The organism is Stutzerimonas decontaminans, from assembly GCF_000661915.1.
In the GTDB taxonomy this organism is placed as follows: Bacteria; Pseudomonadota; Gammaproteobacteria; order Pseudomonadales; family Pseudomonadaceae; genus Stutzerimonas; species Stutzerimonas decontaminans.
This window is the reverse complement of the sequence record NZ_CP007509.1, coordinates 1,565,363-1,586,503: the sequence shown is the minus strand read 5'-3', so window position 1 is coordinate 1,586,503 and position 21,141 is coordinate 1,565,363. Positions and strand designations below refer to the sequence as shown.

The following is a 21,141-nucleotide window of genomic DNA, read 5'->3' as shown; positions in this document are numbered from 1 at the left end:
GCCATTGCCCCGCGCATCGCGGATGCTCTCCTGCAGGCAACAGGCGCACGGGTAGCGATCGAGTCGTTTCAATCGGTACTGACCGCCCATGACGCGACGCGCCCGACTGCTAGAAAGGACATGCCATGAAACTACGCTGGCCGAGAGAATTACCGAAAGTGCGCCTCTGCTTTTTACTAGGCACCATGGCATGTGCAGCGCAAGCCAGTGAGCCTACTCACTTTCCAGACGCACAAGCGAGCGATCCGGCGACGCTGGGCTGGATGGTCGGCTCACCGCCACCGGCTGATCGAATCCTGCGTTTCGAGGACGGCAGTTACTTTCGTTTCCCACAGATGCGCTGGAGCGTCGCCAACTTTCGGCAGCTGATGCCTACCGTCAATGTTTCACGCGGACTGGCTGGGCCCTCAATGCTGGAGCGCACGTCGAGCGGTGAGATCGATGCGCTCACATTCGTTCCTCTTGGCGGTGACGAGCCAATGACGTGGCAACAGTCGCTGCTAGCCAATTACACCGACGGCATCGTCATCCTCCACCGGGGGAAATTGGTGTACGAGCGCTATTTCGGCGTCCTGAAGCCAGAAGGACAGCATGCTGCCATGTCGATCACCAAGACCTTCACCGGTACGCTGGCGGCGCTTCTCGTGTCCGAAGGCAAGCTAGACCCCGAACGTATGGTCGCCGACTACGTTCCCGAATTGGCCGTGTCGGCCTTTGGAAATGCCAGCGTGCGCCAGCTCATGGATATGACCACTGGCATTCACTTCAGCGAAGATTATGCCGACCCCAAGGCCGAAGTATGGGCGCATGCCGCCGCCGGCAATCCGCTGCCGAAACCCGCTGATTACCAGGGGCCACGGACCTATTACGAATTTCTGCAAACGGTCAAACCGCAAGGTCGTCATGGCGAGGCCTTTCATTACCGCACCGCAAACTCCGACGCTCTGGGCTGGGTAATCGCGCGAGTGAGCGGGCGGAACGTCGCCCAACTGTTGTCCGAGCGCATCTGGAGCCGCTTGGGCGCAGAACAGGATGCCTACATGTCGGTAGACTCCATCGGCACGCCGTTCGCCGGAGGCGGCCTGAACGCCGGCCTGCGCGACCTTGCTCGTTTTGGCGAGATGATGCGCAATGAAGGTAGATACAACGGCACTCAGATCCTGCCACCGGAAGTCGTGACAGATATCCGAAATGGAGCAAGTCGCGAAGACTTTGCGAAAGCCGGTTACCGTCTGCTGCCCGGCTGGAGCTACCGCAACATGTGGTGGGTCACCCACAACGAGCATGGTGCCTTCATGGCACGTGGGGTACATGGGCAAGCGCTTTATATCGACCCACTGGCGGAGATGGTGATCGCGCGGTTTGCCAGCCATCCGGTGGCGGGCAACGCAGCAAACGACCCCACCTCGTTGCCGGCATTTGAGGCGGTGGCGAAGCATCTGCTAGAACAGCGTCAATAGCTTGCTGAAGCTACAAACAGCCCGGATGAGCGACTCGCAGTGACCGATCCGATCGAATTCCAGACCACACGTCTGCTCTTAAGGCAATGGAAGCCAGGCGATCGTGTGCCGTTCGCCGCGATGAATGCGGACCCCAGGGTCATGCAGCACTTCCCCGCCCTCCTCAGCCGTGCCGAGAGCGACGCGATGGCTGACCGCTGCCAGGCACTGATCGAAGAGCGCGGCTGGGGATTCTGGGCCGTCGAGCTGAAGGCCAGCGGCACATTCATCGGCTTCGTTGGCCTTCATACACCGGCGGCAGCTTTGCCGTTCTCGCCGTGCGTGGAAATCGGCTGGCGTCTGGCCGCTGATTACTGGGGCCAGGGATTGGCCAGCGAGGCTGCGCGGGCCGCGCTTGAGGTGGGGTTCGGCCGGCTCGATCTTTCTGAAATCCTGTCCTTCACCGCGGTCGAGAACCGGCGCTCACGTGCAGTGATGGAGCGCCTCGGCATGCGTGAGTCGGAGGAGTTCGAGCATCCAGGGCTGCCCGTCGGCCATCCGCTGCGCCTGCACTGCATGTATCGACTGGATCGCGAACGCTTTGCAACGCAGTTGGCTGCAGCTGACTGACCGTTCATTCACGATTGGCTGGACTTCGCTGGAAACCCTGTTAGAACGGCACGCGCACAGCCAGACTCTCATCCCTACCCCACGGATCTCTTTCAATGCCCCAGCTGTTCCTCGCGCTACTGTTACTCGGCCTTTCCTGCGTCACTCATGCGGAAGATGCCGATATCGCCCGGCTGTTCGACAAGGCCGGCGTCGAGGGGACGCTGGTGATCGAATCGGCTACAACCGGCGAGCGCTACGTTCACAACGAAGCCCGCGCGAAGCAGCCGTTCACCGCTGCATCCACATTCAAGGTGCTGAACACGCTGATCGCGCTCGAGGAAGGCGCCATCGCCGGGGCTGACGAGATCATCCCGTGGGACAACACGCGTTACGAGATCGAGGACTGGAACCGCGACCAGACGCTGAAGAGCGCCTTCCAGGTCAGTTGCGTCTGGTGCTATCAGTGGCTGGCGCGACGGGTGGGTGCGGCAGACTATCCGCCATACATCCGCCAGGCGCATTACGGGCAGCTGCGCGAGCCCTTCAACGGTACCGAGTTCTGGCTGGATGGCTCACTGACCATCAGCGCCGAGCAGCAGATAGCCCTGCTCAAGCGTGTGACCGCGCGCAGCCTGCCCTACCGGAAGAGCAGCTACGACACCCTGAAGACGGTCATGCTCACCGAGGCCAGCGAGCACTATCGCCTTTATGCCAAGACCGGCTGGGCTGCCCGCAGCACGCCCGGCACTGGCTGGTACATCGGCTACGTGGAGGTCGACGAGGATACGTGGCTGTTCGCCTTGAACCTCGACACCAAAGCCGTTACGGACCTGCCGCTGCGCCAGCAGATCGCGCTGGGCGCGTTGCGAGAGAAAGGCATTCTGCCGGCCGAGTGAGGCCACACGGCAACTCTGACGGTGCGCCCAGGCGCACCATCGTGAACACAGCATTGGGGCAGCCGCCATGCGTAGCGATGAAATCAAGGCCATCTTCGACCAGCAAGCAACCTGCTACGACGAGCGCTGGGCCAGAACCGCACCGATCCGAGAGGCCCTGCATTTCCTTCTCGAAGCCGTGTTTGCGGGCCTTCCGGCCGATGCCCGGGTTCTGTGCGTCGGTGCCGGCACCGGCGAGGAAATCGCCTATCTGGCCAGGCGCTTCCCGCGCTGGAGCTTCACCGCCGTCGAGCCCTCCGGCGCGATGCTCGAAGTGTGTCGCAACAAGGCGATCGAAGGCGGCTATGCCGAGCGCTGTCAGTTCCATGAGGGCTATCTGCAATCACTGCCCGAGCAGAATGCCTTCGATGCCGCGACGTGCTTTCTGGTGTCGCAATTCATTCTCGAGCCTGACGCCCGCGCGGAATTTTTCCGCGCCATCGCTAGCCGGCTTCGCCCAGGTGCACGCCTGGCAAGCTCCGACCTGGCATCGGATGTCACCTCGGTGGAATATACGGCCCTGCTCGAAACCTGGATGAACATGATGACCGTGGCCGGCATCCCTGCCGCCGGTGTGGAGCAGATGCGCACCGCCTACTCCCGCGATGTGGCAGTGCTGCCTCCGGAGCGGGTCGCAAGCATCATTGAGTCCGGCGGCTTTGCCGACCCCGTTCTGTTCTACCAGGCCGGGCTGATTCACGCCTGGTACTCGACGCGGCCACCGGCCGATGCGCAATAAGGTGGCGGTACAGCGGCTGAGACCAACCGACCGCATGAAGCAACCCGTGTTGCGCTCGTTCCTTATCGCCGCGTTGGCCGGTGCGGCGATCTGGATCCTGTCGCCTTCGATGACAGGCCATGTCGAGCCCTGGGATGCAGGTGGTCTGTATTACACCGCAGCGCTGGCCTTGGGTGGCTGCTTGTGTGGCTCTATCGCGCCGAAATCCTTGTGGCCGCTCTATGTTGGCTGTGTGGCCGGGCAAACTCTGTATCTGCTCGGATGGTTGCCAACCGGGCCATTGCTCCCCGTCGGATTTGTATTCGTGCTGCTGTGGTCGCTGGTCTTCCTCGCCGGAGCCTATGCTGGCTCGCGAGCCCGCACCAGGTGGCGGGCTCGAGACGCACAGCCGCCACATGGCGGCGCCTGATGGCGCCGCCGCGAGCGTTACGCTGAGAGCTTCTGGCTGAAATTATCGGCAGGTTTGCCAACGTCGAGCCGGTCCACGTTCATCACCTTGTCCCAGGCTTTGACGAAGTCGTGCACGAACTTCTCGTTGCCGTCCGCCATGCCGTATACCTCGGCCTGGGCACGCAGTTCCGATTGCGCACCGAAGATCAGGTCCACGCGGGTGGCGGTCCATGTTGGCTGGCGAGTCTTGCGGTCGAGGCCCTGGAAGCGGTTCTTGTGCTCGGTGGCGACCCACTCGTTCTTCATGTCCAGCAGGTTGACGAAGAAGTCGTTTGAAAGCGTGCCGACTCGATTGGTGAAGACGCCTTCCTTGCCGCCGTCCGCATTGGTACCAAGCACGCGCATGCCGCCAAGCAACACGGTCATTTCCGGTGCGCTCAAGCGCAGCAGATGCGCCTTGTCGACCAACGCCTCCTCGGGCGCCATGAAGTGCGACTCGTGGTAGTAGTTGCGGAAGCCATCGGCGACCGGACGCAGCGCTTCGAACGACTGCACATCGGTCCACTCCTCCAGCGCATCCATCCGGCCGGGTGTGAAAGGCACCGTGACGTCCACGCCGCCATCCTTCGCGGCCTTCTCGATAGCCGCGCAGCCGGCGAGTACGATCAGGTCGGCCATGGAGACCTTCTTGCCACCGGTTACCGAAGCGTTGAACGCGCCCTGGATCTCGCCGAGCTTCTGCAACACCTTCTCCAGCAGCGGCGGGTTGTTGATCTCCCAATCCTTCTGCGGCGCGAAGCGAATGCGTGCGCCATTGGCGCCGCCGCGCTTGTCCGATCCGCGATAGGTGGCGGCCGATGCCCAGGCTACCGACACCAGCTCGGACACGGAAAAGCCCATGCCCAGCAGCTGCTGCTTCAGCGCGGCGATGTCCGCCTCGTCGATCACCGGGTGGTCACGTTCGGGAATCGGGTCCTGCCAGATCAGCTGCTCCTTCGGCACCAGAGGCCCGAGGTAACGGCCGATAGGGCCCATGTCGCGGTGGGTCAGCTTGAACCAGGCCTTGGCGAACGCATCGGCGAACTCATCCGGGTTCTCCAGGAAATGCCGGGAGATTTTCTCGTAGATCGGATCGAAGCGCAGCGACAAGTCGGTCGTCAGCATGGTCGGCTTGCGTTTTTTGTTCGGATCAAAGGGGTCCGGCATGATTTCCGGCGCGTCCTTGGCTTCCCACTGGTGCGCGCCGGCCGGGCTCTTGGTCAGCTCCCATTCGAAGTTGAAAAGGTTCTCGAAGAAGTAGTTGGACCAATGCGTCGGCGTCTGGCTCCAGATGACTTCCAGGCCAGAGGTGATCGCATCGGCGCCGATTCCGCTCTTGTAGCGGCTGCGCCAGCCGAGGCCCTGATCTTCGATGACCGCGCCTTCCGGTTCCGGCCCCATCAGCGAGGGGTCGCCGGCGCCGTGAGTCTTGCCGAAGGTATGGCCGCCAGCAATCAGCGCCACGGTTTCGTAGTCATTCATGGCCATGCGCGCGAAGGTCTCGCGGATATCGATGGCTGCTGCTTTCGGGTCCGGGTTACCGTTTGGACCTTCCGGGTTCACGTAGATCAGGCCCATCTGCACGGCGCCCAGGCCCGGGTGCAGTTGCCGCTCGCCGCTGTAGCGCTCATCGCCCAGCCAGGTGCCTTCCGGTCCCCAGTAAAGTTCTTCCGGCTCCCAGGTATCGGCACGGCCGCCGCCGAAACCGAAGGTCTTGAAGCCCATGGATTCAAGCGCCACGTTGCCGGTGAGCACGAACAGGTCTGCCCACGAGAGCTTGCGCCCATACTTTTGCTTGATCGGCCACAGCAGACGTCGGGCCTTGTCCAGCGCGGCGTTGTCCGGCCAGCTGTTGAGCGGCGCGAAGCGTTGCTGGCCGCCACCGGCGCCGCCGCGACCATCGGTGATGCGATAGGTCCCGGCGCTGTGCCAGGCCATCCGGATGAACAACCCGCCGTAATGGCCGAAGTCCGCCGGCCACCACTCTTGCGAATCGGTCATCACGGCGTGCAGGTCGGCGATGACCGCGTCGAGATCGAGCGAGTTGAATGCCGCCGCGTAGTCGAAATCGCCACCGTACGGATTGGAACGCGGCGAATGCTGGTTGAGCGCTGTCAAGCTCAGCGCTTCAGGCCACCAGTCCCGATTGCCGGGGCGTCTGCGGGGTGCGCCAGCGCCATGGCCGAATGGGCAAGTGCCACCCGCCTTTCCTCCAGTCTCTTCGTTCATGTTCTGCTCCTCACGGTTGCCGATGACGCGGTCAGGCGTCGCTTAAATCAACCTAGCACCGAGCTCATGATCGAACAAAAACCCCGAAGCCACCTTCATGGCCTCCGCAAGCAGCTCTTCAACGACTCCAGCGCAGTAAACATGCGGTTTGCCGCGGCTCGACGCGACTGAAAATGCCCTGCATGGAATTTCGCTATTGGCTCGATAGACAGAGCTTCAACTGCCGCGCCATTAGCTGCACTTCAGCGTGCCGGCAGATAGCAGCCCACTAACGCCTTCTTGGCAGCAACCGCCGTTCACGGCTGGTGCAGATGGTTGAGTCAACGCCGAGAGAAACCCAGCCAAGCGGGAGCGGTTCGGCAGCAGAGAGTTTTGCCCGCCCTCCCTGCTTGCGGCACACTTGCCGCCTTCGGGGGCACAGCCCCCTTCCATAGCCGAATCTGCCGTATGACTCGCTCTCCCATTCGCCGCCTGATCTTCTCCGTACTGCGCCGCGTGCTGTATTTCTGGGTACGCTCGGAGACCATCAACCAGTCCGCCTTTACCCTCAAGCTGGACCGCAGCAAACCAGTGTTCTACGTGCTGCAACAGGCCTCACTGAGTGATCTCGCGGTGCTGGACGTCGAGTGCAGCAAGGCTGGATTGCCACGCCCGGTGGCCGATGTCGCGGTGGGCGAACTCGTGGAGCCAGCCGCGTTCTTCTTTCTGAACCCGGCGGCGAGCTGGTTTGGTCGGCGCACGCGGTTGGTGGCGCCACCTGCACTGGTTCGGCTGGTCGGCGCGCTGGAACACAACGCCGTGGAGAACGCGCAGATCATCCCGGTCAGCGTGTTCTGGGGGCAGTCGCCCAATCGCGAAACAAGCGCCTGGAAGCTGCTGTTCGCCGACAGCTGGGCCGTCACCGGGCGCCTGCGCAAACTGCTCAGCATCCTGGTGCTGGGCCGCAAGACCCGTGTGCAATTCTCGCCGCCGATCCAGCTCAACGAGCTGATCGCCCTGAACAAAGGCCAAGAACGCACGCTGCGCATGGTCCACCGCATGCTGAGGGTGCATTTCCGCAACCAGAAGACCGCCGTGATCGGCCCTGACCTGTCGCACCGACGCAACCTGGTAAAGGGCCTGGTGCATGCGCCACAGGTCCGTCAGGCGATTCGCGACGAGGCCGAGCGCGAAAACATCTCCATCGAGCGAGCCGAAGCCAGGGCGCTGCGCTACGGCAACGAGGTGGCCTCGGACTACGCCTACACCGCGGTGCGCTTCCTCGAGGTGGTGCTGTCCTGGTTCTGGAACAAGATCTACGACGGCATTCGCGTCAACCATATCGAGCCGCTGCAGGAAGCCGTGCGTGGCTACGAGGTGATTTACGTCCCCTGCCATCGCAGCCATATCGACTACCTGCTGCTGTCCTACCTGCTGTTCCGCAATGGCCTGACACCGCCGCACATCGCCGCTGGCATCAACCTCAACATGCCGGTCATCGGCAGTCTGCTGCGCCGCGGCGGCGCCTTCTTCATGCGGCGCTCGTTCAAGGGCAACCCGCTGTACACCTCGGTGTTCAACGAATACCTGCACACCTTGTTCATCCGTGGTTTTCCGGTCGAATACTTCGTCGAGGGCGGCCGCTCGCGTACCGGTCGCATGCTGCAGCCCAAGACCGGCATGCTGGCATTGACCCTGCGCAGTTACGTGCGCTCGTCGCGCCTGCCGATCCTCTTCGTACCGGTGTACATCGGCTATGAGCGCGTGCTGGAAGGCCGCACCTACCTGGGCGAACTGCGCGGCGCGACGAAGAAGAAGGAGTCCATCTTCGACATCTTCAAGGTTATCGGCGCGCTCAAGCAGCGCTTCGGTCAGGTCTGGGTCAACTTCGGCGAACCACTCAAGCTCAACGAATTCCTCGACCAGGAACAGCCCGGCTGGCGCCAGCAGACCTACGCCCCTGACTACCGCCCGGAATGGCTCAACGATGCCACCAACCGCTTGGCCGAGCGCATCGCCCAGCGCCTCAACGAGGCGGCTGCGGTCAATCCGGTCAATCTGGTGGCGCTGGCGATGCTCTCCACCAGCCGTCAGGCGCTGGACCAGCAGTCCCTGGCGCGGATTCTCGATCTCTATCAGGCGCTCTTGCGTGCGGTGCCCTACTCGCCGCACACCACGCTGCCGGACGGCGACGGCAATGCGCTGATCGCTTACGTGAAGAGCCTCGACCTGCTCGCCGAACAGAAGGACGCACTGGGCAACATCCTCTATCTGGATGAGCAGAACGCCGTCCTGATGACCTACTACCGCAACAACGTGATGCACATCTTCGCGCTGCCGGCACTGCTGGCGAGCTTCTTCCAGAGCAGCTCGCGCATCAGCCGCGAGCAGATCCAGCGCTTCACCGAGGCGCTGTACCCCTACCTGCGTGCCGAGCTGTTCATGCGCTGGGAAGTCGAGGAGCTGGAAGCCGTGGTCGATCAGTGGCTGGCTGCCTTCGTCGAGCGTGGTCTGCTCAAGGTGGACGGCAACCACTACGTGCGGCCAGCGCCCAGCTCACGGCAGTTCGTCCTGTTGACGCTGCTCGCACGGGTGGTCGTGCAGACTCTGCAGCGCTTCTACATGGCGACCTCGCTGCTGCTCAACAGCGGGCAGAACAGCCTGACGGCCGGCGAACTGGAAGAGCTCTGCACGGTGATGGCCCAGCGCCTGTCGATCCTGCATGGGCTCAACGCGCCGGAGTTCTTCGACAAGACACTGTTCCGCCATTTCATTCAGAGCATGCAGGAACAGGGTGTGGTCAGCCCGGATGACGACGGTCGACTCGGTTACCACGAAAAGCTCACCGAACTCGCCGAGGGGGCAGCCAAGCGCGTGCTGCCGGCGGAGATTCGCCTGTCGATCCGTCAGGTGGCGCTGGAGCGCAATCAGGACGAGGTGGAGGCGCGCCCGCCAGCGCCCGGCGCCTGAGCCTGCCAGCTCATCGCCAGCTCCGGGTAACCGGTGTGTTCGTCCAACTGTTCGCCAACCACTTCGAAACCATGGCGGCGGTAGAAGGCGATGCTGGCCTCGTTAGCGGCGTAGACCGTCAGGCTCAGCTGCTCGCGAGACTGCTTCGCGTGCTGGAGCAGTGCGGAGCCGACGCCGCGGCCCTGCTCCGTCGGTGCCACGAAGATTGCGGCCAGGATGTCATCTAGCAGCGAAACGAAGCCGACCACCGTCCCGTCCCACTCGTGAACCCAGGTTTGCGCAGCCGGCAGATAGAGCTCGCGCATATCAGCCAGGCGCGCCTCCCAGAAGCTGCGGTCAACAAAGGCGTGGGCACGGCTGGATGCCTCAAGCCAGATTTTCAGCACCGTTTCTACATCAGCGGGGCGACACGGGCGAATCATGCGAAAAAACCTCCAGACGACGAAGGGCGGGACCGTAACGCATCAGCGTTGGGATGTCGCGCCGGCCGTAATCCACTAGCATCACAGAACGAAGCCAACCGGCGTTCATTCGCCCGGCTGTCGCCCAACCGCACTTGAAGGTAACCGCCATGTATCGCATCACCACGCTCGTCGCCGGCCTGCTCCTGTCCGCCAGCGCATTCGCCCTCTCGCTTTCCGACCTGACCCAGAGCGATGCCAGCGCCGGCCTCAAGGATGCCTTGAGCCAGGGCGCCAAGGTCGCGGTACAGCAGCTCGGCCGTCCGGGGGGGTTCAGCAGCGATCCAGACGTACGCATCGAACTGCCGGGCAACATCGGCAAGGCCTCGCGTATGCTGAAGATGCTCGGTATGGGCGCCCAGGTCGAGCAGCTGGAGAACAGCATGAACCTGGCCGCCGAGAAGGCTGTGCCGGAAGCCCAGCAACTGCTGCTGGATGCCGTGCGCAAGATGACCGTGCAGGACGCCAAGGCAATTCTCGCTGGTGGCGATGACTCCGCGACGCAGTACCTGAACCAATCCAGCCGCGAGCAGATTCGCGCCAAGTTCCTGCCCATCGTCAAGCAGGCCACCGACCAGGTCGGACTGGCGCAGCAGTACAACACCGTCGCGGCCAAGGTCCCGGCCGGGCTGAACGGCAATTACGCCAATATCGAGAGCTATGTCACCGAGCAGGCGCTCGACGGACTATTCAAGGTGATTGCCGAACAGGAAGCGGGCATTCGCAAGAACCCTGCAGCCGCAGCCACCAGCCTGGCGAAAAAGGTATTCGGCGCGCTCTGACGCGCCTTCCTCCTACTTGTAGGAGCATGTAGGAGCGAGCTGGCTCGCCAACCGCCTCCAAGAGAGGCACCAGCTGGCCCCTACTGACGGACCGCGGCTCAGCGTGGCCCCATGATCTCAGCCAGCGCCTCAGGCCGTGGTGCGCCCTGGTGCTGCTGCAAGCGGTCGTTGTCGTCGAGGTAGAAGATCGCCGGAGTCGCCTGGGCGCCCAGTTCGCTCATCAGCATCAGATTGTTGGTGAGCTGTTCTTCCAGTTCTGCCGGGATCTTATCCAGCGCCTTGAGCTTGCTCGCCTTGCCGGCCGCTTCGTGCTCATTGAGCGCTGCCTGCGGATCCTTGGCGCTGAGCAATGCGGCGGACTTGCCCGCGCTGTCGGCGCGCAGCATGCCCACCATGATGTGCCGAACCTGCACCTTGCCGGCCTCGACCCAGGGCCGCGCCTGCTTCCAGAACATGTTGCAGTACGGGCAGTTCGGGTCACTGAACATGTAGACGATGCGCGGTGCGTCGGCCTTGCCGTCAGCGATCCAGCTGCTGTCTTGCATGCGCGTCCACATCTCCTTGCCCAGCGGTTCATAGACCAGCTTTTCCAGCTGCCCGCGAGTCAGGTCCTCGCCCTTTGCGTCGAGCAGGCTACCGATCAGCACATGTTCGCCGTCCGGGGTGAGATACAGCGCCATGCCCTGCCCGTTATAGCGCGCGGCATAGCCCTGGAGCCCGCCGGGTGCCTCGAAGCGGCCAACGACCTCGGCACCGCGGGCCTCGACGGCCTTGATCGCCTCTGGCAGTTCTTCGGCCTTGACCATGGGCAGGGCCAGCAGGCTGACGCCGGCGAGCAGGTAGGGTAACGGCTTGAATCGAATCACTGCGCAGCTTCCTCTTTCAGTTTTTTCAACGCGCGCGCCAGGCTGGCGTGCGAGAGTTCGCCGAGATGGCTGCTGACCTGGCGACCATCGGCGTTGTAGAACAGCGTGGTCGGCAGCGCCGTGGAGCCAACGTGCTGGCCGAGGCGCCCGCCGCTGTCGAGCAGGACGTTTTCGAGACTCAGCCCCGCGGTTTCCAGGAAACGGTTGATCTCCCCCTCCCCCTCGCCCTGATTGACGAAGAGAAACAGGGTGTCGCTTTCCCTCGCCTGCGCGTCGGCCAGCACCGGCATTTCGCGGCGGCACGGCGGGCACCAGGTCGCCCACAGATTGATCACCAGTGGCTGACCTGAATAATCCTCCAGCGCCACCGGACGCCCCTGGTTGTCACGCAGGGCCATTTCCGGCAGCCGCGTGCCCTGCTCGAAGGAGTGCCAGGCCAGGTTACTGAAGCCCCAGCTGAGGATTCCCACCGTCAGCGCGATACCCAGCGGCTTGCGCAGTTCGCGGTCACGCCAGCCCCACCAGATACCCAACGCCAGCGCAGCAACCAGACCTGGCCAGGCGATAAAACCACCGTCGCGGATATCAATGACGCTCAGCCAGTCGTCCTGGTAGTACGCCCAGTACATTGCGACAAAGGCCAGACGTGCGATCAGCAGCGCCACGAGTAGCAGGCGAAACAGCTGCCGCTCGGGGTTACGTTCGCTGCGACGGCCGACCCACCAGCCGGTCAGGGTCGCCAGCAGCAGGCTGCCCAGCAGAATCACATGGGGCACCGCCAGGGCAAGCGGCCCGATATTCACAGTCAGCATCAACCTCGCTCCCGGGTCTGGTTCCAGTTCTGCAGAAAGTCCTTGGCACCGACTTCACCGGTGATGCGACGTTCGCGGCGCTCCTCGCCATCCGGGCCGATCCACACCAATGTCGGCGGACCGAGCACCTGATAGCGCGTCAGCAACTCGCGGCTGGCGGCGTCGCTACGGGTCACATCGGGGCGCAGCACCCGCACGCCGTCCAGGCTCGCCTGCACCTCGGCGTTGCCGAAGACCTCTTTCTCCATGACCTTACAGGAGACACACCAGTCGGCGTAGTAATCGATCAGCACCCACTGGCCCTGCGCCTTTGCTGCTGCCAGCTCACGGTCGAGCACTGCCGGATCGCTGAAGCCAAGCGCATGGGTCTCCACAACCGTGGTACTCGCCGCACCGCCGGCATAGATCGCCAGCGGCCGGCGCGGATCGTCCGCACCACCCGCGGCGCCCAGCAGCATCGCTATGCCCCACAGACCCAGCAGAATACCGGCGGCCTGACACGGCGCCCGTTGCTGTTGCAGTGCGTGCGCCGCATGCAGCAGGGCGGTGGCAAGCACCACCAGCAGCGCGCCCCACAGGCCCAGCCACAACCAGTCGGCTAGCAACGGCCGCGCAACGAACAGCGCCGCCGCCAGGAACAGGAAGCCGAACACCACCTTGACCCTATCCATCCATGCGCCTGGTTTGGGAAGGAAACGGTTGCCAACCGTCACCAGCAATAGCAGCGGCGTGCCAATGCCCAAGCCCAGTGCGAACAGCACCAGACCGCCCTGCAGCACACTGCCGCTTTGTGCAATGAACAGCAGCGCGGCGGCCAATGGTGCGGTCATGCAAGGCCCGACCAGCAGGCCGGACAGCACGCCCAGCGCGCCGGCACCGGCCAGGCTGCCACCGCGTTGCTGGCGCCCGGCACGCTCCAGTCGATCCCGTAGCGCCGCTGGCAACTGCAGCTCGAACAAACCGAACATCGGCAGCGCCAGCAGCACGAACAATACGGCGAAACTGGTCAGCAACCACGGCTGCTGCAGAGCCGCCTGCAGGTTGGCGCCGAGTAACGCCGCGAGCACCCCAAGTCCGGCATAGACCAGTGCCATGCTGACCACATAGGTCGCCGCCAGGGCGAAACCACGGCGTGAAGTGGCGCCGCTGCCCACCACGATGCCCGCCAGAATCGGCAGCATCGGCAACGAACAGGGGGTGAAGGCCAACAGCAGACCGAGGCCGAAAAACACCAGCAGGCTCCAGGCCAGTGCCTGATTTTCGAGGCCGCTGACCAGCGCCTGATCCTCGGCCTGAACAGCGGTCGGCGCCGCGGTACCGTTGCCGTTGCCGCTCAACGACACCTCACGGGTCTGCGGCGGATAGCAGAGCCCGGCATCGGCGCAGCCCTGCCAGCCGAGGCGCACGTTGTCCTCCGAGCCTGGCGGAATGGTCAGCTCGAGGCTGTCGCGGTAGATCTGCGAATCGCCGAAGAACTCGTCGCTGTAGGGCTCGCCCTCGGGCAGCTGCGGCTGACGTTCGGGCGGCAGGCCGTCGAACTGCAGGCGCTGCTGATAGAGGTAGTAACCCGGCGCGATCCGCCAGTGCAGCAGCGTCGCGCCGTTCTCCTGCGGGCTGACCGTCAGAGCGAACGCCTTGTCCACCGGCAGGAAATCCCCCTGCGAGCCGCCGCCGAACAGGCCACCAGCCGGCAGCGCCAGCCCGGGCGCCAGCAGAAAAAGCAGAAGAACCAATGTACGCATGAGAGTCCTGGCCGAGAATTGACTGCCACGCAGCATGCCGCGACGGGATTAACGCGCCATTAACACAGTGGTACGGGCTGCATAACGCTGCCTTAATCGCTAAGGTCCACCCTTGAGATTTTCCTGCGGACCCTCCCCATGCACGTGCTGCTTGCCGAAGACGACGCGCTGATCGCCAGCGGTATCGTCGCCGGGCTCAATGCCCAGGGCCTGATCGTCGACCATGCCGCGACCGCGGCGGATGCCGAAGCGTTGCTGCGCGCGGCGCACTTCGATGTGCTGATCCTCGACCTTGGCCTGCCGGACGAAGACGGCATCGCCCTGCTGCGACGCCTGCGCCAACAGGGGCTGGAGCTACCGGTGCTAGTGCTTACCGCGCGCGATGCGGTCAGCGACCGGGTCACCGGCCTGCAGGCGGGCGCCGACGACTACCTGCTCAAGCCCTTCGATCTGCGCGAGCTGGCCGCGCGCCTGCACACGCTGATGCGGCGCATGTCCGGGCGCAGCGTCAACCTCATCGAGCATGGCCGACTGAGCTACGACCCGAGCCGCTGCGAGGCGCGCCTGGACGGCCAGCCGGTCGACCTGTCACGCCGTGAACAGGCCCTGCTGCAGGCACTGCTCAACAATCAGGGCCGGGTGCTCAGCGGCGAGCAGCTCAAGGACGCGGTTTACGGTTTCGCCGATGACGTCGAGAGCAATGCGCTCAACGTGCACATCCACCACCTGCGCCGCAAACTCGGCAACGGCATCGTCGAAACCGTGCGCGGCCTGGGCTACCGTCTCGGCCCGGCAGGCGATGAGGACGCGCCATGAGCCTGCGCCTGCGCCTGACCCTGATGCTCGGCTCGGCCTTCGTGCTGCTCTGGGCACTGGCGGCGACCTGGATGCTGGTCGATCTGCGTAGCCAGATGATGCTCTCGCTCGACCAGCGCCTGGCCGCCTCGGCGCGCATGGTCGCCGGTCTGCTGGTGCAGTTGCCGCAACCGCTGCCCCGCGACGGCCCGCCGCAACGTCTGAGCGCCGAACAGCTGGGCATCCCCAACGGGCTGGCCTGCCAGGTCAGCTCGTTACGTGGCGAGGTGCTGGCGCGCAGCCACACTGCGCCCGACCAGCAGCTGGACGCCGAGCAGAACGGCTTTCGCGACCAGTTGATCGACGGCGTGCCCTGGCGCAGTTTCACCTTGGTGCAAGGCGAGCTGCGCATCACTACAGCCGATCGCCTGGATGAGCGCGCCGCGCTGAAACGCTCGGTGTTGCTGGCGGCGGCTCTGCCCGTGGCGGTCGCCCTGCTCGGCAGCCTGGGTCTGCTCTGGCTCGGCCTGGGCCGTGGGCTGGCGCCCCTGCGCAGGATTCGCGAGGCACTGACCCGACGCAGCGCCGACTCCCTCGAACCCTTGCCGGTCGAAGGCCTGCCGCCGGAGCTGCTGCCGCTGGTGCAGACGCAGAACCAACTGTTCCAGCGCATCGCCCAGGCCATCGAACGCGAACGCCGGCTGACCGGCGATGCCGCCCACGAATTGCGCAGCCCGCTGACGGCGATCAAGACTCACCTGCAGGTGGCGCGCATGACCGAAGGCGCCGCCGCCGAGCAGGCACTGGCCAACGCCGAGGCCGGTGCCGATCGGCTGCAACGCACGCTTGAGCAGCTGCTGTTGCTGGCGCGAGTGGAAGGCAGTCTGGATTTCGACGATGGCCTGCAGTGCTCGGCCGCCGAGGTCGCACGGCTGGCGATACAGGACGCCAGTGGCGGTGACGGCGCGCAAATCCTGTTGCAGGTCCCGGCAGAGCTGCCCGATGCGCCACTGGCGATGCCGCCGGTGCTGGCCATCGCCGCGCTGCGCAACCTGCTGGAGAATGCCCAGCGCCACACCGCGCCGGGCAGCGCCGTCACCCTGACCCTGCACGGTGAAGCCGAGCGCGTGCGCTTCGAAGTACGCGACCAGGGCCCGGGCATCGCCGCCGAGCACGTCGAGCACCTGACTCGGCGCTTCTGGCGACACGCCGCCAGCAGTGGCAGCGGCCTGGGCCTGGCCATCGTCCAGGCGATCGCCCAACGCAGCGATTGCACCCTCGCCTTCGACAGCCAAGCCGACGGTCTGCGCGTATCGCTGACGGTGCCGTTGCAGCGCTGAGCAGGCGTTTAGCCAGGGAATTCCAGGCGGAAGGTCGTCCAGCCCTGCTCGGAACTGCACTGGATACGGCCCTGATGGGCCTGAACGATCGAACGGGTGATCGCCAGCCCCAAACCGGCATTGCTCGGGCTGCCTTCGCGGCGCGCGGGGTCGACCCGGTAGAAGCGGTCGAACAGTCGCTCCAGATGCTCGGGCGCGATGGTCGCGCCGGGATTGCTCACCTCAAGCGTCACCTGGCCAGCGCCGCGCACGATGGCCACTCGGATCAGCTCGCCGTCGGGCGTGTAGCGCAGCGCATTGGACAGCAGGTTCGACAGCGCCCGGCGCAGCATCAACAAATCGCCCTGAATGGTGCCAGCACCGGACAGCTCGAAGCGCACCCCGCGCTCATCGGCGGAGAGCTGGTAATAGTCCAGCAACTGCGCGCACAACGCCTCCAGCGCGACGGGCTTGGCGTCCGGCACGATCAACCCGTTATCCGCCTTGGCCAGGAACAGCATGTCGTCGATCATCCGCGACATGCGCTGCAGTTCCTCCAGGTTGGAATGCAGGTTGTCCTGATACTGGTCCAGCGTACGCGCGCGGGTCAGCGCCACCTCGGTGTGGGTCATCAGGTTGCTCAGCGGCGTGCGCAGCTCGTGGGCGATGTCGGCGGAGAAGTTCGACAACCGCACAAAGGCGTCCTCCAGCCGCGCCAGCATGGCGTTGAACGCCTGCACCAGCTGCTGCAGTTCTGCCGGTGTCGACTCGTCGGGGATGCGCTCGCGTAGCGACTTGGCCGAGACCGAAGCGGCCACTTGGGTAACCTCGCGCAACGGGCGCAAGCCGCTGCGTACCAACAGCCAGCCGAGCAACCCGCTGAGCAAGGCGCAGAGCACCAGCGCGCCCCATAGCCAGCCACTGAAGGTGTGGAAGAAGGCCTTGTGCACAGTGACGTCGAGCAGAATCAGCAGGGTCAGCCGCTGCGCGCCGATCACGACGTGCCCGGCCTCTCCGCGCCAGACGCGCCCGTCCAGTGTCAGCTCCCCCGCCTCCCGGCCGATCAGCTCGAGCAACACCGGTTCCGCCTCATCAACGCCCGGTTGAGGAAACAGCTGGGCACCGCGCCCATCGAAAATGAAGCCGCGCATCTCACTGTGGCCGCCGAGCAACGCCTGCAGCTGTGGGCGGACGCGCTCGAAGCCCTGCAGATCATCCAGCTCCCCCAGCAGGTGCCGGCTTGCCTCGAGCTTTTCGTGCAGCGTGTGGCGGTCCAGTTCTTCGAAGTGATGTTCGCTGAGCTGGCTGAAGAAATAACCGGCCGCCGCCAGCACGCCGGTCACCGCGAGCATGAACATCAGGCTCAGCCGCGCGGTCAGCGACAGCCGCTTCATGGCGCGTCCGGCTCGTCGAGCATGTAACCCATGCCTCGTGCGGTGTGGATCAGCTTGGGCTCGAAGCCATCGTCGATCTTCACCCGCAAGCGACGGATCGCCACCTCGATGACGTTGGTGTCGCTGTCGAAATTCATGTCCCACACCTGGGAAGCGATCAGCGACTTGGGCAGCACCTCGCCGCGCCGGCGCAGGAGCAACTCCAGCAGGGCGAATTCCTTGGCAGTCAGGTCGATACGCTGACCAGCCCGCATCGCGCGGCGCTTGAGCAGATCGACCTCCAGATCGGCGATCTTCAACTGAGTCTGCAATGCTGCTGCGTTGCCACGCCGGAGCAAGGTGCGCACACGCGCCAGCAGCTCGGAAAAGGCGAACGGCTTGACCAGATAGTCGTCGGCGCCAAGCTCCAGCCCCTTCACGCGATCCTCGACGCGGTCGCGCGCGGTGAGAAACAGCACCGGCACCTCGTTGCCGGACGCCCGCACCAGCCGCAGCACTTCCCAGCCATCCAGGCCGGGCATCATCACGTCGAGAATCAGTAGGTCATAAGGCATACTCAGTACATGCTGCAGCGCATCGGTGCCGCTGGTGACGCGGTCGACGGTGAAGCCGGCCTCGCTCAGGCCCTGCTGCAGGTACATGCCGGTTTTCGGTTCGTCTTCGGCGACCAGCAATTTCATGGCGGCGAGTTCCTTCGGTGGCGACGCCGCAAGTGTGGCAGTGCCCGCAGCTGGGACGCCACGAAGCTGACAAAAAAGTAATCTTACGATCAGCCTCTTGTCAGGCCGCCGGGGTTAGCGTGGTACCCAGAAAAATGAGGCTTGACCTTGCCATCGCGTCAAGGTTGAGCATCAAGCCAGTGCTACCAAAACTGGCTAACCGAGGACCATCCCATGACCGGCATTCAACTCAAGGTATCCGGCATGACCTGCGGCGCGTGCGTCCGGCATGTAACCGCGGCACTACAGCCCTTGGCGGGTGTCGAGCGCGTCGAGGTCGATCTGGCCGCCGGGCTCGCCCGGATAGACGGCACGGCCGATAGCGCGGAGCTGATCGCCGCACTCGACGAAGCCGGTTACCCTGCCGAGGTCACCACCGACTCGCCTGCCCCGACGCCCCGCAAAACCGGATGCGGTCGCGGCTGCAACTGAACATCGCTCTGGAGAAGCCCATGAAACTCTACCTCACCGCCCTCGCCGCTCTGCTGATGTCCAGCATGGCCCACGCCGCGGATGTCATCGATGTGCACCGCGATGCCAACTGCGGCTGCTGCAAGGACTGGATCAAGTACCTGGAGGCCAATGGTTTCGAAGTACGTGATCACGTTGAGAGCAACATGTCGGCGGTCAAGCAGAAGCTGGGGGTCGCGCCGCGCCTGGGCTCGTGCCACACCGGTGTGATCGACGGCAAGTTCGTCGAAGGCCACGTGCCGGTTGCGGCAATTCATGAACTGCAGAAGCGCGACGATCTGGCCGGTGTTGCCGTACCGGGTATGCCTGCGGGCTCCCCAGGCATGGATTACGGCCAGCCGCACCAGCAGTACCAGGTGATCGGCCTGACCACCAGGGGCCGCGATCTGGTGCTGGGCGACTACCTCGGCGCGCAGCCGGTGCGCTAAGCCGCGCTGCCATCAGAAAACACGATGCCGTTCGGCATCTCCGGCAGGGCCAGCCCGATTGGGGCTGGCCACGCTGCCAGCTGACAAAATCGTAATTTTCGCTTCAGGTCGCTGACAGATGCACCGCGCTATGGTGCTTGTCATAAGCGTTGCAACGTCGCGCCTGCGCGGCGGCAAACCAACAATTCGATCGACCGAACAGGACCCGCATGCAATTGACCAGTTCTCGGCGCACCTTCGTCAAAAGCCTGGCTGCCGGCGGCGCCTTCGCTGGCCTCGGGCTGTGGCGCGAGCCCGTCTGGGCGCTGACCAGCCCAGGTCAGCCGACGGTGCTCAGCGGCAGCGAGTTCGACCTCACCATTGATTCCATGAGCGTGGACTTCACCGGCAAGCGCCGCACCGCCATGGCCATCAACGGCAGCATCCCCGGCCCGCTGCTGCGCTGGCGCGAGGGCGACACCGTGACCCTGCGCGTGCGCAACCGGCTGCCGCAGGACACCTCGATCCACTGGCACGGCATCCTGCTGCCGGCCAACATGGACGGCGTGCCCGGCTTCAGCTTCGCCGGCATCGCCCCGGACGGCATGTACCAGTACCGCTTCAAGGTCAAACAGAGCGGCACCTACTGGTATCACAGCCATTCCGGTTTCCAGGAACAGCTGGGCGTCTATGGCCCGCTGATCATCGATCCCCGGGAGCCGGAGCCTTTCAGCTACGAGCGCGACTACGTCGTGTTCCTCTCCGACTGGACCGACGAAAGCCCGGCACGGGTGCTGGCCAAGCTGAAGAAGCGCTCGGACTACTACAACCAGGGCCGGCGCACGCTTGGCGATTTCATCAATGATGTCGCCGACAACGGCTGGCGTGACACCGTCAGCGAGCGCTGGGCCTGGGCGAAGATGAATATGTCTCCGACCGATCTGGCCGACATCAGCGGCGCCACCTACACCTTTCTGCTCAACGGTCAGGCACCAGACGGCAACTGGACCGGGCTGTTCCAGCCAGGCGAGCGTATCCGCCTGCGCCTGATCAACGGCTCGGCGATGAGCTACTTCGACTTCCGCATCCCTGGTCTCAAGCTCACCGTGGTCGCCGCAGATGGGCAGAACGTCGAACCGGTGCAGGTGGACGAAGTGCGCCTGGCCGTGGCGGAAACCCTCGATGTGATCGTCGAGCCGGACGGCAGCCAGGATGCCTACACCCTGTTCGCCCAAGCCATGGACCGCAGCGGCTACGCACGCGGCACCCTGGCCGTGCGCGATGGCCTGCAGGCGCCGGTGCCCAAGCCGGACCCGCGCCCAGAACTGAGCATGGAGGACATGGGCCACGGTGATCATGCCGCCCACGGCCAGGCTGCTGCGCCCGCGCCGAGCGACGATCCTCAAGCCGGGCATGGCGACATGAATCACGGCGCGATGAATCAGAATGAGATGAATGGCCAGATGGACCACGCCACCATGGGCCACGGCTCGTCCGGCGGCGGCATGCAGGCGCATCCGGCCAGCGAAACCGACAATCCGCTGGTGGACATGCAGACCATGATGCCGGTGCCCAAGCTGGGCGACCCCGGCATCGGCCTGCGCGACAACGGCCGGCGCGTGCTGACCTATGCCGACCTGCACAGCACCTTCACCGATCCGGACGGCCGCGAACCTTCGCGCACCATCGAACTGCACCTGACCGGCCATATGGAGCGTTTCGCCTGGTCGTTCGACGGCATCCCCTTCGCCGACGCCGAGCCAATCCGCCTGAAATATGGCGAGCGGGTGCGCTTCGTCCTGGTCAACGACACCATGATGCACCACCCCATCCACCTGCACGGGCTGTGGAGCGACCTGGAAGACGAACACGGCAATTTCCAGGTGCGCAAGCACACCATCGACATGCCTCCGGGCTCGAAACGCAGCTATCGCGTCACCGCCGACGCCCTCGGGCGCTGGGCCTATCACTGCCACATGCTGATGCACATGGACCTCGGGATGTTCCGCGAAGTCCGCGTAGAGGAATGACGGAGAAAACC

Annotated in this window: 19 protein-coding genes; 12 read left to right on the top strand and 7 right to left on the bottom strand. The window is 64.4% G+C overall.

The annotated features are described in order from the left end of the window. The first annotated feature begins 125 nt into the window (after positions 1-125). From UIB01_RS07425 to UIB01_RS07405, 5 genes are all read left to right on the top strand, one after another. The gene (locus UIB01_RS07425; protein ID WP_102856913.1) at positions 126-1,460 is read left to right on the top strand and encodes a serine hydrolase domain-containing protein; all 1,335 of its coding nucleotides are present in this window, start codon (positions 126-128) and stop codon (positions 1,458-1,460) included. Between the two features lie 39 nt (positions 1,461-1,499). Further along, entirely contained in the window at positions 1,500-2,069 is a 570-nt protein-coding gene (locus UIB01_RS07420) for a GNAT family N-acetyltransferase (protein ID WP_038658342.1), read from the top strand. Between the two features lie 95 nt (positions 2,070-2,164). After that, a complete protein-coding gene (blaOXA, locus tag UIB01_RS07415; protein WP_038658339.1) occupies positions 2,165-2,947 on the top strand; it encodes a class D beta-lactamase in 783 nt (260 codons plus the stop codon). Positions 2,948-3,014: 67 nt separating this feature from the next. Then, on the top strand, positions 3,015-3,725 hold the full coding sequence (locus UIB01_RS07410; RefSeq protein ID WP_038658336.1) for a class I SAM-dependent methyltransferase: 711 nt from the start codon (positions 3,015-3,017) through the stop codon (positions 3,723-3,725). Positions 3,726-3,759: 34 nt separating this feature from the next. After that, positions 3,760-4,134: a hypothetical protein gene (locus tag UIB01_RS07405; protein WP_180983556.1), complete on the top strand. Its 375-nt coding sequence runs from the start codon at positions 3,760-3,762 to the stop codon at positions 4,132-4,134. A gap of 17 nt (positions 4,135-4,151) precedes the next feature. Here UIB01_RS07405 and katG read toward each other — a convergent pair whose 3' ends face one another. Then, a complete protein-coding gene (katG, locus tag UIB01_RS07400; protein ID WP_038658330.1) occupies positions 4,152-6,383 on the bottom strand; it encodes a catalase/peroxidase HPI in 2,232 nt (743 codons plus the stop codon). A 447-nt stretch (positions 6,384-6,830) separates the two neighbouring features. Here katG and plsB point away from each other — a divergent pair, with 447 nt between their 5' ends. Then, entirely contained in the window at positions 6,831-9,332 is a 2,502-nt protein-coding gene (gene plsB / locus UIB01_RS07395) for a glycerol-3-phosphate 1-O-acyltransferase PlsB (RefSeq protein ID WP_038658327.1), read from the top strand. Here plsB and UIB01_RS07390 read toward each other — a convergent pair. Continuing rightward, on the bottom strand, positions 9,290-9,754 hold the full coding sequence (locus UIB01_RS07390; protein ID WP_038658324.1) for an N-acetyltransferase: 465 nt from the start codon (positions 9,752-9,754) through the stop codon (positions 9,290-9,292). The two genes, plsB and UIB01_RS07390, sit on opposite strands and share 43 nt — an antisense overlap. Positions 9,755-9,903: 149 nt before the next feature. Between UIB01_RS07390 and UIB01_RS07385 the strand changes: the two genes are divergently transcribed. Continuing rightward, positions 9,904-10,575, top strand: a complete 672-nt coding sequence (locus UIB01_RS07385) for a DUF4197 domain-containing protein (RefSeq protein ID WP_038658320.1) — start codon at positions 9,904-9,906, stop codon at positions 10,573-10,575. A gap of 98 nt (positions 10,576-10,673) precedes the next feature. On the opposite strand, the gene dsbG is transcribed toward UIB01_RS07385, so the two are convergent. The 3 genes from dsbG to dsbD are packed head-to-tail and all read right to left on the bottom strand — an operon-like array spanning position 10,674 to position 13,995. Then, positions 10,674-11,441 (bottom strand): thiol:disulfide interchange protein DsbG, encoded by a 768-nt coding sequence (gene dsbG / locus UIB01_RS07380; RefSeq protein ID WP_038658317.1) that lies wholly within the window; start codon positions 11,439-11,441, stop codon positions 10,674-10,676. Beyond that, positions 11,438-12,253, bottom strand: a complete 816-nt coding sequence (locus tag UIB01_RS07375; RefSeq protein WP_038658314.1) for a TlpA family protein disulfide reductase — start codon at positions 12,251-12,253, stop codon at positions 11,438-11,440. Before UIB01_RS07375 ends, dsbG begins: the two co-directional genes overlap by 4 nt. Further along, positions 12,253-13,995 (bottom strand): protein-disulfide reductase DsbD, encoded by a 1,743-nt coding sequence (dsbD, locus tag UIB01_RS07370; protein WP_038658311.1) that lies wholly within the window; start codon positions 13,993-13,995, stop codon positions 12,253-12,255. The genes UIB01_RS07375 and dsbD overlap by 1 nt, the downstream gene beginning before the upstream one ends. A 138-nt stretch (positions 13,996-14,133) precedes the next feature. Here dsbD and UIB01_RS07365 point away from each other — a divergent pair, with 138 nt between their 5' ends. Together UIB01_RS07365 and UIB01_RS07360 are read left to right on the top strand one after the other, a co-directional pair. Next, the gene (locus UIB01_RS07365) at positions 14,134-14,811 is read left to right on the top strand and encodes a response regulator (protein WP_038658309.1); all 678 of its coding nucleotides are present in this window, start codon (positions 14,134-14,136) and stop codon (positions 14,809-14,811) included. Then, on the top strand, positions 14,808-16,130 hold the full coding sequence (locus tag UIB01_RS07360; protein WP_038658307.1) for a sensor histidine kinase: 1,323 nt from the start codon (positions 14,808-14,810) through the stop codon (positions 16,128-16,130). The genes UIB01_RS07365 and UIB01_RS07360 overlap by 4 nt, the downstream gene beginning before the upstream one ends. An 8-nt stretch (positions 16,131-16,138) precedes the next feature. Here the strand turns inward: UIB01_RS07360 and UIB01_RS07355 are convergent, their stop codons facing one another. Next, positions 16,139-17,503 carry a heavy metal sensor histidine kinase gene (locus UIB01_RS07355; RefSeq protein WP_038658305.1) on the bottom strand — a complete coding sequence of 455 codons (1,365 nt, stop codon included), beginning with the start codon at positions 17,501-17,503 and terminating at the stop codon, positions 16,139-16,141. After that, complete coding sequence (locus UIB01_RS07350) at positions 17,500-18,183, bottom strand: heavy metal response regulator transcription factor (protein WP_038658303.1); 684 nt, start codon at positions 18,181-18,183, stop codon at positions 17,500-17,502. The genes UIB01_RS07355 and UIB01_RS07350 overlap by 4 nt, the downstream gene beginning before the upstream one ends. A gap of 213 nt (positions 18,184-18,396) precedes the next feature. Between UIB01_RS07350 and UIB01_RS07345 the strand changes: the two genes are divergently transcribed. The 3 genes from UIB01_RS07345 (at position 18,397) to UIB01_RS07335 (ending at position 21,130) form a co-directional block, all read left to right on the top strand. Continuing rightward, positions 18,397-18,654 (top strand): heavy-metal-associated domain-containing protein, encoded by a 258-nt coding sequence (locus tag UIB01_RS07345; RefSeq protein WP_038658298.1) that lies wholly within the window; start codon positions 18,397-18,399, stop codon positions 18,652-18,654. A gap of 20 nt (positions 18,655-18,674) precedes the next feature. Next, positions 18,675-19,121 (top strand): DUF411 domain-containing protein, encoded by a 447-nt coding sequence (locus UIB01_RS07340; protein ID WP_038665496.1) that lies wholly within the window; start codon positions 18,675-18,677, stop codon positions 19,119-19,121. Positions 19,122-19,330: 209 nt separating this feature from the next. Continuing rightward, a complete protein-coding gene (locus UIB01_RS07335; RefSeq protein WP_038658295.1) occupies positions 19,331-21,130 on the top strand; it encodes a copper resistance system multicopper oxidase in 1,800 nt (599 codons plus the stop codon). Positions 21,131-21,141 lie beyond the last annotated feature (11 nt).